This window comes from Nocardioides sp. CF8 (genome assembly GCF_000389985.1).
Classification (GTDB): Bacteria; Actinomycetota; Actinomycetes; order Propionibacteriales; family Nocardioidaceae; genus Nocardioides; species Nocardioides allogilvus.
This window is the reverse complement of sequence record NZ_CM001852.1, coordinates 229,575-239,786: the sequence shown is the minus strand read 5'-3', so window position 1 is coordinate 239,786 and position 10,212 is coordinate 229,575. Positions and strand designations below refer to the sequence as shown.

Below are 10,212 nucleotides of genomic sequence, written 5' to 3'. Positions count from 1 at the left end.
GGGTGTCACCCCAACCCGTGATCCTTAAGCCCTAGTCGGGCGGCTCCTCCTCGTCCAGCTTGCTGAAGATGCCGCCCAGCTCGACGCCCGCGAGCTTCATCGCCTCGTTGATCAGCCGGTGACCACCCGCGTGCTCCTCGGGGGCGAACCAGAAGTCCTCCCAGGACAGCACTCCTTCACGCACGCGGCGATTGAGCGATCGGTACTCCACGGGTGCGGCGTCGCGACCGGTGATGGCGTGGAGAGTCGCTGCTAGCGAGGGGTCCAACCCCTCCTCACGTTCGCGGACGCGACTCTCCTCGAGAGCCACGTCGATCTCCTCGAGGAAGCCCAGCATCCGGCGCTCGGAGTCGTCCGCCGCCATGTTCCGCAGGAGTTCGCCCATCTCCGCGCGGGGTGGTTGCGGGGTGGAGGCGTCGTACATGTCCATGTCAGGCGCCTCTCGGCTTTCCCTCGGCGGGTGGCGCATACAGGGGGGAGGGCAATGACTTGCGCCAGGTCTCATACATTTCGTAGTAGCGCTTGCTGGACACGCCCGGCTCCGGCGCATCCAGCCAGTTCTGGGAGTAGTCGACCTGTCCGGTGATCGGGTTGCGCGGCACGTTCAGCGACGGGTCGCCGGGAATGTAGGGCAGGTGTGCCATGCCTGGCGGGGGTGTCACACACGCCTCGGCCCACGAGGGGTGGACATATCCGCTGTTGTTGACGAGGTCGTCGCTCTTGTCGTCGATCGCCTCCTCCGCGGCCTTGCCCTCCTCGCTCTCACTGAAGTCGGGCTTCACATCAGTGAGGTTGTCGGACACGTCGCTCAGGTCAGGAGCCTTGATGTCACTCAGCGGTGAGCCGAGAGCCACCGTCGGCAGCTGCTTGACCATGTCGGTGACCTTCTTGAAGGCGTCGAGGCGATCGGCCTGGGTCTGCGCCCACGTCTCGATCTCTGCCTTGAGCTCGAAGCACTTGTCGATCGTGGCGATGCACCACTTCACGTCGTCGACCACGTCGGTGATCACGGACAGGCCGTGTTGGGCCAGATCCTTGATCAGTAGTGCGGCTGAGGCCCAGCCACCCAGGAAGCGCTTGCCCACGACCTTCGCCAGCTTGAGAAGCTTCTTGCCCATCTCGATGAGCATTTTCTCGACCTGGATCGCGATCTTCTCCGACACCTTGGCGATCGAGTTGAAGACGATCGATCCGGAGGAGACCGCGCTGCCGACGCCCGACATCACCAACTTGTAGGCAGCCAACTGCCCGGCGAAGGCGAGGTTGGTCTCGCCCTTGAAGGCGAGCGTGGAGGTGAGCGCCAAGGTCCCGAAGTTGTCGCCCCAGGCGTCCATCCCCTTCTTCAGGGTCTTGCACGCAGCGTCGTTCTGCTGGATTCGGTAGTAGTTCCCCGACAACGGGAACACGACATACTCGTCAAGGCTCTTCTCGGTCAGCCGCGGCAGTCGCTCGCTGCGACCGGCGTCCGACAGCCAGCCGTTCACCTTGTCGATCCCGGTGTTGCACTTGTCGCGGACGGAGTCGAAGCCGTCGCGGATCTCGCCGTAGGTCTTGTCGTGGCCCTTCAGTTGCTGCTTTCCCTCTGGAGGCTCGACGAGAATGTCGGACAGCTCCTTGAGGTCACCCAACCGTGCCGCCATCAGCTCTCCACCACGTCGAGATACGCCTTCAGGTAGCCCTGCCCCTGAATGCCGTCGGCCTCCTCGATTTCCTTGGCCGACACCGCCAACGATGCGACGAGCGCTTCCCAGCGCTCGTCGAAGGTCTCGCGGAGGTCTCCGAAGAGTTCGCCGCACGTGTCCATCATGTCGGCCAACGGTTTCAGCACGCACAGGTCGTAGTCGAAGCCGGACTTGTCGAAGACCTGGTCCTTCGCATATTTCTCGATCTCGCGCGCCTGGTCCCCCGCCGTCTTCAGATCCTCGAAGTACTTCGGCAGGTCATCCCACCTGATCACCAACGCGACGGCGTCGTTCGTGGTGCTGTCTCCATCACCCATGTCGGCTCTTCCTGCTCAGCTCGCGTAGACCGCGAGGATCTGTTCGGCGATTGCACCCAGGTCGTCGACAGACTTCATGTCGTCGGGAATCACCTCGGACACGGACACTTCGATCAGCCGCCCGCCGATCACCGTGCCTGCGTGGCCGGCCTCGGGAACCGGCTGGGTGGCCACGAGGCCAGGCTTTCCGCCCGGCAACTCAGCGTCACGGACTGCAAAGGCATCGGCGGGGTGGTTCCAGGTCTCTGCGTACTTCGTGAACGACTGCTTGGTCGGCTCCGATCCCCAGGTGATCTGGAACTCGACCCCGGGAAGATCGGCGCCGCACGCCTGGATGCCCGTGGACCAGTCCGTGACCGCGGCAACCTCGGTGCCCGTGACCGCGGCCAGTTGGTCAGCGGTGATCGCGTTGCACCACTGCTTGGGCTTGTCGGGCGACAGAGCGGCTCCGGCACCTGCGACGGGTCCCTCGGCGGCCGACTCGGACAGGTCGTCCGACGACGTTTCCGAGGACGGTGCCTGGCTCGGCGCTGAGGTGCTGTCGGGGTCCGACGTCTCGTCGGAGTCATCGGTGCATCCCGCAGCAAGAACGGTGACAAGGAGGGCGGCGCACATAGGCATCAGTCGTCGCATGACAGGCACCTTCCCCACGCTGCGCGCCGTTCAAACTTCGAAAGCCTGGGGTGCCCCGAGCGATGAGGCTCCAAGGCTTTCCCGGTCGACAGCCCGAGTTCGGTCTTCACCGACGAGGTCTACAGCGAGTACGGCGAGGAGCTCGACGCGATCTTCGACCGGGCGACGGCTCTGCTCTGCACCCACGTGCTCAGTCGCTAGGGTCACCGCATGCGACGGTGGCGGCGTACTCACCTGGGCACGGAGGCCGACCGCGCCACGTTCCGCACCCTTCACACCGCCTCGCTGGCGGCACCGGCCCTGCGCGAGGGCCTCACCGAGGCCAGCGCCGAGCGCAGCGTGCGACACCTGCGGACCCTCCTCGGCACGCCCGCAGCGGCCCTGACCGACACCAGCGGCGTGCTCGCCTGGGAGGGCCTGGGCCACCACCACGTCGCCGAGACCACCCAGGTCATCGCTGACCTGTCCGACGGCGCGCCGACCCGGATCGCCGCGACCATCGAGTGCAGCGACCCGCGCTGCCCGGTCCGCCAGCTCGTCATCAGCCCGCTGGTCGTCGAGGAGGTGATCGTCGGCGCGCTCGTCGTCGGCGCGCCCAACGCGACCGGCAGCCTCGTGCGCGCCGCCAACGAGGTCGCCGCCTGGGTCTCCGGCCAGCTCGAGCTGGCTCGACTCGACGACTCCCGCACCGCCCTGATGGAGGCGGAGGTGCGGGCCCTGCGCGCGCAGATCAGCCCGCACTTCATCTACAACTCGCTCGGTGCGATCGCCAGCTTCGTGCGCACCGACCCCGACCGGGCGCGCGAGCTGCTGCTCGAGTTCGCCGACTTCACCCGCTACTCCTTCCGCAGCCACGGCGACTACACGACGCTGGCCGAGGAGCTCCGTTCCGTCGAGCGCTACCTGCTGCTGGAGCAGGCCCGCTTCGGTGACCGGCTCAAGGTGACGCTGCGGATCGCGCCGGAGGTGCTGCCCGTCGCCGTACCCTTCCTGTGCATCCAGCCGCTCGTCGAGAACGCCGTTCGCCACGGGCTCGAGGCCAGCGCCGACAAGGCCGACGGGGTCGGTCGGCTCTCGATCACGGCGCGTGACCTCGACCAGGAGTGCCTCATCGAGGTCGAGGACGACGGCACCGGCGAGGACCCCGAGCGGGTCCGGCGCGCCCTGGCCGGCGACGCCTCGATGGACTCCGTCGGACTCGGCAATGTCGACGCGCGGCTGCGCAACGCCTTCGGCGACGACTACGGTCTGGTGGTCGAGACGGCCCCCGGCGCCGGCACCAAGGTCATCGTCCGGGTCCCCAAGTTCGCCCCCGGAGTGCAGCTGTGAGCCCCTTGAACGTGCTCGTCATCGATGACGAGCGGCCCGCGCTCGACGAGCTGATGTTCCTGCTCGAGCGCGACCCGCGGGTCGGCCGCGTGCAGGGGTGCGACTCCGCGACCGAGGCCCTGCGGGTGCTGCAGGACCTCGTCGTCGACGCGGTCTTCCTCGACATCCAGATGCCCGGCCTCACCGGGCTCGACCTGGCGCAGGTCCTCTCCCGGTTCAAGGCGCCGCCGCCGATCGTCTTCGTCACGGCCCACGACGAGCACGCGGTGGAGGCCTTCGACCTGCACGCCGTCGACTACGTCCTCAAGCCGGTGCGCGAGGAGCGCCTCGCCGAGGCCGTGCGCCGCATCGTGGCCGCGACCGCCCCCGTCCCGAGCGGCGACACCCAGATCCCGGTCGAGCGAGGGGGCGTCACCCGCTTCATCTCCCGCAGCGAGGTCACCCACGTCGAGGCGCAGGGCGACTACGCGCGCCTGCACACGGCCCACGACTCCCATTTGGTGCGTACGCCGCTGTCGACCCTGGCCGACGACTGGGCCCAGGCAGGCTTCGTCCGGATCCACCGCTCGCTCCTCGTCGCGCTGGCCCACGTCTCCGAGCTGCGGGTCGACTCCGGGCGGGCCAGCGTCGTGGTCGGCGGCCGGGAGCTGCCGGTCAGTCGCCGCCACACCCGCGAGCTGCGCGAGCTCCTGACCCGCCAGCAACCGTGAGGGAACGCGTCCGGGTCACCGGCCCGCCCCGGCGCCGGGCACCGACCACGCATCGCTCGGGCACCCGCGAGATCGACGCCGGCACCGAGCTCGGTCGCCTCTACATGGAGTCGCTGCTGCGCGAGCAGCTGCGCCTCGCGCTGCGCATCCTCGGACTGCTCGCGGCAACCGTCGGGATCCTGCCGCTCGCCTTCCACCTCGTGCCCGGGCTCGCGGAGGTGCGGCTCGGGCCGATGCCGTTGTCGTGGCTGCTGCTCGGCTTCCTCGTCTATCCCTGGATGCTGACGCTCGGCTGGCTCTACATCCGCCGCTCGGAGGCCAACGAGCGCGACTTCGCCACGCTCGTCGAAGAGGTGGAGCGATGAGCACCGAGGTCGTCCCGGGCTTCGTCGCGGTCGTCCTCGTCACCGTCGCCACCTTGGCCATCGGCACGTGGGGGCTGCGGTTCTCGCGGACCACGAGCGACTTCTTCGTCGCCTCGCGCACGGTCCGGCCGGGGCTCAACGCGAGCGCCATCGGCGGCGAATACCTCTCCGCCGCGTCGTTCCTCGGGGTCGCCGGCCTGGTCCTCACCTTCGGTGCCGACATGCTCTGGTACCCCGTCGGCTGGACGGCGGGCTACCTCGTCCTGCTCGTGCTGGTGGCCGCTCCGTTGCGCCGCAGCGGGGCCTACACGCTGCCCGACTTCGCGGAGGCGCGGCTCGGCTCGCGCGGCGTGCGAGCGCTCTGCTCGGTGCTGGTCGTCGCCATCGGCTGGCTCTACCTCCTGCCGCAGTTCCAGGGTGCCGGGCTGACGCTGCAGGCCGCGATCGACGCGCCCACCTGGGTCGGCCCGCTCGTGGTCGCCGCCGTCGTGCTGATCAATGTCGGCTCGGGCGGGATGCGCTCGATCACCTTCGTGCAGGCCTTCCAGTACTGGCTCAAGCTCACCGCGCTGCTCCTCCCCGCCTGCGTGCTGCTGGCGGTGTGGGCCGGCGACGGCGCCCCCAACCCGACGATGGGTGCCGGGGCGGGCGCCGACTACTGGTCCCTGCCTCTCGGGGAGGGCGGCGCCCAGGGCCTCTACGTCACCTACTCGCTGATCGTCGCGACGTTCCTCGGCACCATGGGCCTCCCCCACGTGGTCGTGCGGTTCTACACCAACCCCGACGGCCGCGCGGCCCGCCGTACGACCCTCGTCGTGCTCGCCCTGCTCGGCGCGTTCTACCTCCTGCCCCCGGTGTACGGCGCCCTCGGCCGCATCTATGCCACGGACCTCGCGACGGCCGGCTCGGACGCGCTGGTCCTCGAGCTGCCGCGGCTGATGGTCGACGGCATCCTCGGCGAGGTGCTGACCGGGCTGGTCACCGCGGGCGCCTTCGCCGCCTTCCTCTCCACCTCCAGCGGGCTCTCCATTGCGGTCGCCGGGGTGCTCTCCCAGGACGTGACGGGACGCCGGTTCGGCACCCATCGCCTCTCCGGCATCGCCGCCTTCCGGGCCGGCGCGGTGATCGCGGTCGTCGTGCCCGCCTGGGTCTCGATCGCCGCGCCCGACGTCGGTGTGGCCCGCACGGTCGGGCTCGCGTTCGCGGTCGCCGCCTCGACGTTCTGCCCGCTGCTGCTCCTCGGGATCTGGTGGCGCGGGCTGACGGCCGCCGGGGCGATCGCCGGGCTCGTGGTCGGCGGGGTCGGGTCCGGTCTCGCGGTCGGCTGGACGCTGGTGACGTCCGAGACCACGGGGTGGGTCGCCGTGCTCCTCGGGCAGCCGGCGGCCTGGAGCGTGCCCGCGGCCCTCGCCACGATGGTGCTGGTGAGCCGCGCGACCCGCAGCCGGGTGCCGACGCACGCGGGTCGGTTCATGGTCCGGCTGCACACGCCGGAGTCCGTGGACCTCCAGCGCACCTGACCGTTCGTCGCGCCCAGACGACCGTTCGCCGACGCGCGCACGCCATCCGGCGACGTACTCGCACGTCACTCTGCCGTCGCCCCCGCGGCCAGTGCCACGGTGACGGTGATCACATCCACGCGAAGGAGACCGTCGTGTCCGAGACACCCCATGACCAGGCTGCGCGCCACGATCCGGTGTACGACCGGCTCGCCGCGACAGCCGAGTTCGAACAACTGCGCAGTCGCTATCGCGGCTTCGTCATCCCCGCGACCGTCGCGTTCCTGGCGTGGTACCTGCTCTACGTCGTGATGTCGAACTGGGCCGGCGACTTCATGAGCACGAAGCTCGTCGGCAACATCAACGTCGCCCTCGTCTTCGGGCTGCTGCAGTTCGTGACGACGTTCGGGCTGGCCTACTTCTACAGCCGCTTCTCGACCAGCCAGCTCGACCCGCTGGCCCGTGGCCTCGAGCAGGCCTACACCGACGAGGTTGGCACCGACGGAAAGCGTGGCCAGTGATGAGCGACCAAGCGTTGACCACCTTCCTCTTCCTGTCCGTCGTCGCGCTGACGATCGGGATCACCTTCTGGGCCAGCCGCCAGACCAAGACGGCCGCCGACTTCTACTCGGGCGGTCGCTCCTTCTCGGGCTTCCAGAACGGTCTCGCGATCGGCGGCGACTACATGTCGGCCGCGTCGTTCCTCGGCATCTCCGGCGCCATCGCGGTCTACGGCTACGACGGCTTCCTCTACTCCATCGGCTTCCTGGTCGCGTGGCTGGTGGCACTGCTGCTCGTCGCCGAGATGCTGCGCAACGCCGGTCGCTACACGATGGCCGACCAGCTCGCCTTCCGGATGAACCAGCGCAAGGTGCGTACGGCGGCGTCGCTCTCGACCGTCGTCGTGTCGATCTTCTACCTGCTCGCCCAGATGGTCGGCGCGGGCACGCTCGTCGCGCTGCTGCTCGGCGTCGACAGCCAGGCGATCAAGAACATCACCATCATCGGCGTCGGCGTGCTGATGATCTTCTACGTCACCGTCGGTGGCATGAAGGGCACGACCTACGTCCAGATCACCAAGGCCGTCCTGCTGATGCTCGGCTCGGCGCTGATCGTGGTGCTGGTGCTCGCGGAGTTCAACTTCAACCTCTCCTCGCTGCTCGGCGCGGCCGCGGAGAACTCCGGCAAGGGCGACGCGTTCCTCCAGCCCGGCCTGCAGTACGGCAGCACCTTGACCTCGCAGATCGACTTCCTGTCGCTCGGCCTGGCGCTCGTGCTCGGTACGGCGGGGCTGCCGCACATCCTGATCCGCTTCTACACCGTGCCGACCGCCAGGGACGCCCGGAAGTCGGTGCTGTGGGCGATCGGCCTGATCGGTGCCTTCTACCTGATGACGCTGGTGCTGGGCTTCGGCGCGGCGGCCATGCTCGACCGCGACGTGGTCGACCCGGCAGCGGGTGGCAACCAGAACCTCGCCTCGCCGCTGCTCGCCGAGGCCGTCGGCGGTGGCGAGGGGTCCACCGGTGGCGCGATCCTGCTGGCCCTGATCGCGGCGGTCGCGTTCGCGACCATCCTCGCCGTGGTCGCCGGGCTGACCCTCGCGTCGTCCTCCTCGGTGGCGCACGACCTCTACAAGGGGGTCTTCAAGAAGGACCAGCCCGTCTCCGAGAAGGAGGAGGTCAGGGTGGCGCGCATCGCGGCCTTCGCGATCGGCGCGATCGCGATCGTGCTGTCCATCCCGGCCCAGCGGCTCAACATCGCCTTCCTGGTCGCGCTGGCCTTCGCGGTCGCTGCGTCGGCCAACCTGCCGGCGATCATCTACAACATGTTCTGGCGGCGCTTCAACACCCGCGGCGCCACGTGGAGCATCTACGGCGGTCTCATCTCCGCCGTGGGCCTGGTGGTGCTGTCCCCGGTCATGTCGGGGCTGCCCACGTCGATGTTCCCCGACGCGGACTGGGCGATCTTCCCGCTCAACAACCCGGGCATCGTGTCCATCCCGCTCGGGTTCCTGCTCGGCTACATCGGCACCATCACCAGCCGTGAGCCCGAGGCGGAGGACCGCTTCACCGAGCTCGAGGTCCGCGCGCTCACCGGTGCCGGCGCCGAGAGCGCCGTACACCACTGATCCACTCACCGGGTCGAGTGGTGAGCTCCTGGCGGACGCCGTCACCTCATCGCTCGACCCGGCGCTGGACCTGCCTGAACGACGGGTGGTCGCAGTCGCGGCGCCCGAGTAGTTTCAACACCGACTGCCGACGCACAGAACCACAGGAGATGTCATGGCCGACCAGACCCTCGAGAACCTCAGCACCGAGGAGCGCCGCTTCGAGCCGCCGGCCGACCTCGCTGCCGACGCCAACGTCAAGGAGGAGGCCTACGACCGGGCCGCCTCCGACCGGGAGGCCTTCTGGGGCGAGGCCGCCGAACGCCTCGACTGGGGCCAGCGGTGGGACCAGGTCCTCGACTGGTCCAACCCGCCGTTCGCGAAGTGGTTCGTGGGTGGCACCCTCAACGCGGCCGTCAACTGCGTGGACCGCCACGTCGACGCCGGCAACGGCGACAAGGTCGCCCTCCACTGGGTCGGCGAGCCCGAGGACGACACCCGCGACATCACCTACGCCGACCTGATGGACCAGGTCTGCCGCGCCGCCAACGCGCTCACCGAGCTCGGCGTGCAGAAGGGCGACCGGGTCGCGATCTACATGCCGATGATCCCCGAGGTCGTGGTCGCGATGCTGGCCTGCGCCCGCCTCGGTGCCCCGCACACCGTGGTCTTCGGCGGCTTCTCCGCCGACGCGCTCGCCTCGCGCGTGATCGACTGCGGGGCGAAGGTCATCCTCACCGCCGACGGCGGCTACCGCCGCGGTGCACCGAGCGCGCTGAAGCCGGCCGTGGACGAGGCCGTGGCCAAGGTCGCCGCCAGTGGCGGGGAGAGCGGCGTCGAGCACGTCGTCGTCGTCCGCCGCACCGGTCAGGACATCGCGTGGGACGACACCCGCGACGTGTGGTGGCACGACGTCGTGGACGCCGCGTCGGCCGAGCACGACGCGCCGATGCACGACTCCGAGCACCCGCTCTACGTCATGTACACCTCCGGCACGACCGGCACCCCCAAGGGCATCCTGCACACGACCGGCGGCTACCTCACCGGCACGTCCTACACGCACTGGGCGGTCTTCGACCTCAAGGACGACGACGTCTACTGGTGCACCGCCGACGTCGGCTGGGTGACCGGCCACTCCTACATGGTCTACGGACCGCTCGCCAACGGCGCGACGCAGGTGATGTACGAAGGCACTCCCGACGCCCCGCACAAGGGCCGCTGGTGGGAGATCATCGCGAAGTACGGCGTCACGATCTTCTACACCGCGCCCACCGCGATCCGGACGTTCATGAAGTGGGGCGACGACATCCCCGCCCAGCACGACCTGTCGTCGATCCGCCTGCTGGGCTCGGTGGGTGAGTCCATCAACCCCGAGGCCTACATCTGGTACCGCAAGAACATCGGCGGCGACCGGACCCCGATCGTCGACACCTGGTGGCAGACCGAGACCGGGCAGATCATGATCAGCCCGCTGCCGGGCGTGACCGCCGGCAAGCCCGGCTCGGCGATGAAGGCCCTGCCCGGCATCTCGATCGACGTCGTCAACGACGAGGCCGAGTCCGTCGGCAAC

The 10,212-nt window shown here is 69.1% G+C and carries 11 protein-coding genes; 7 read left to right on the top strand and 4 right to left on the bottom strand.

Going from position 1 to position 10,212, the window contains the following annotated elements:
* Positions 1-31 precede the first annotated feature (31 nt).
* The 4 genes from CF8_RS01185 to CF8_RS01170 are packed head-to-tail and all read right to left on the bottom strand — an operon-like array spanning position 32 to position 2,632.
* Entirely contained in the window at positions 32-430 is a 399-nt protein-coding gene (locus tag CF8_RS01185; protein ID WP_010831313.1) for a hypothetical protein, read from the bottom strand.
* A 1-nt stretch (position 431) separates the two neighbouring features.
* The gene (locus CF8_RS01180; RefSeq protein ID WP_010831312.1) at positions 432-1,640 is read right to left on the bottom strand and encodes a hypothetical protein; all 1,209 of its coding nucleotides are present in this window, start codon (positions 1,638-1,640) and stop codon (positions 432-434) included.
* Positions 1,640-1,999: a hypothetical protein gene (locus CF8_RS01175; protein WP_010831311.1), complete on the bottom strand. Its 360-nt coding sequence runs from the start codon at positions 1,997-1,999 to the stop codon at positions 1,640-1,642. Before CF8_RS01175 ends, CF8_RS01180 begins: the two co-directional genes overlap by 1 nt.
* A 15-nt stretch (positions 2,000-2,014) precedes the next feature.
* Complete coding sequence (locus tag CF8_RS01170; RefSeq protein ID WP_156887120.1) at positions 2,015-2,632, bottom strand: hypothetical protein; 618 nt, start codon at positions 2,630-2,632, stop codon at positions 2,015-2,017.
* A 210-nt stretch (positions 2,633-2,842) separates the two neighbouring features.
* Here CF8_RS01170 and CF8_RS01165 point away from each other — a divergent pair, with 210 nt between their 5' ends.
* The 7 genes from CF8_RS01165 to CF8_RS01135 form a co-directional block, all read left to right on the top strand.
* Entirely contained in the window at positions 2,843-3,961 is a 1,119-nt protein-coding gene (locus CF8_RS01165) for a sensor histidine kinase (protein ID WP_010831309.1), read from the top strand.
* Positions 3,958-4,671, top strand: coding sequence for a LytR/AlgR family response regulator transcription factor (locus tag CF8_RS01160; RefSeq protein WP_198016925.1), 714 nt, complete (start codon positions 3,958-3,960; stop codon positions 4,669-4,671). Before CF8_RS01165 ends, CF8_RS01160 begins: the two co-directional genes overlap by 4 nt.
* Positions 4,668-5,036 carry a hypothetical protein gene (locus CF8_RS01155; protein WP_010831307.1) on the top strand — a complete coding sequence of 123 codons (369 nt, stop codon included), beginning with the start codon at positions 4,668-4,670 and terminating at the stop codon, positions 5,034-5,036. Before CF8_RS01160 ends, CF8_RS01155 begins: the two co-directional genes overlap by 4 nt.
* Entirely contained in the window at positions 5,033-6,556 is a 1,524-nt protein-coding gene (locus CF8_RS01150) for a sodium/solute symporter (protein WP_010831306.1), read from the top strand. Before CF8_RS01155 ends, CF8_RS01150 begins: the two co-directional genes overlap by 4 nt.
* 134 nt (positions 6,557-6,690) lie before the next feature.
* Positions 6,691-7,056, top strand: a complete 366-nt coding sequence (locus CF8_RS01145) for a DUF485 domain-containing protein (RefSeq protein WP_036489953.1) — start codon at positions 6,691-6,693, stop codon at positions 7,054-7,056.
* Positions 7,056-8,663: a solute symporter family protein gene (locus CF8_RS01140; RefSeq protein WP_036489951.1), complete on the top strand. Its 1,608-nt coding sequence runs from the start codon at positions 7,056-7,058 to the stop codon at positions 8,661-8,663. Before CF8_RS01145 ends, CF8_RS01140 begins: the two co-directional genes overlap by 1 nt.
* A gap of 154 nt (positions 8,664-8,817) precedes the next feature.
* On the top strand, positions 8,818-10,212 hold a 1,395-nt coding region (locus CF8_RS01135), incomplete at its 3' end, for an acetate--CoA ligase (protein ID WP_036489949.1).

What these genes read in the sequence shown, in the direction of transcription:
- CF8_RS01165 (WP_010831309.1), top strand. Translation starts at nt 2,843, where the DNA reads ATGCGACGGTGGCGGCGTACTCACCTGGGCACGGAGGCCGACCGCGCC.
- CF8_RS01185 (WP_010831313.1), bottom strand. Translation starts at nt 430, where the DNA reads ATGGACATGTACGACGCCTCCACCCCGCAACCACCCCGCGCGGAGATG.
- CF8_RS01170 (WP_156887120.1), bottom strand. Translation starts at nt 2,632, where the DNA reads ATGCGACGACTGATGCCTATGTGCGCCGCCCTCCTTGTCACCGTTCTT.
- CF8_RS01150 (WP_010831306.1), top strand. Translation starts at nt 5,033, where the DNA reads ATGAGCACCGAGGTCGTCCCGGGCTTCGTCGCGGTCGTCCTCGTCACC.
- CF8_RS01140 (WP_036489951.1), top strand. Translation starts at nt 7,056, where the DNA reads ATGAGCGACCAAGCGTTGACCACCTTCCTCTTCCTGTCCGTCGTCGCG.
- CF8_RS01180 (WP_010831312.1), bottom strand. Translation starts at nt 1,640, where the DNA reads ATGGCGGCACGGTTGGGTGACCTCAAGGAGCTGTCCGACATTCTCGTC.
- CF8_RS01175 (WP_010831311.1), bottom strand. Translation starts at nt 1,999, where the DNA reads ATGGGTGATGGAGACAGCACCACGAACGACGCCGTCGCGTTGGTGATC.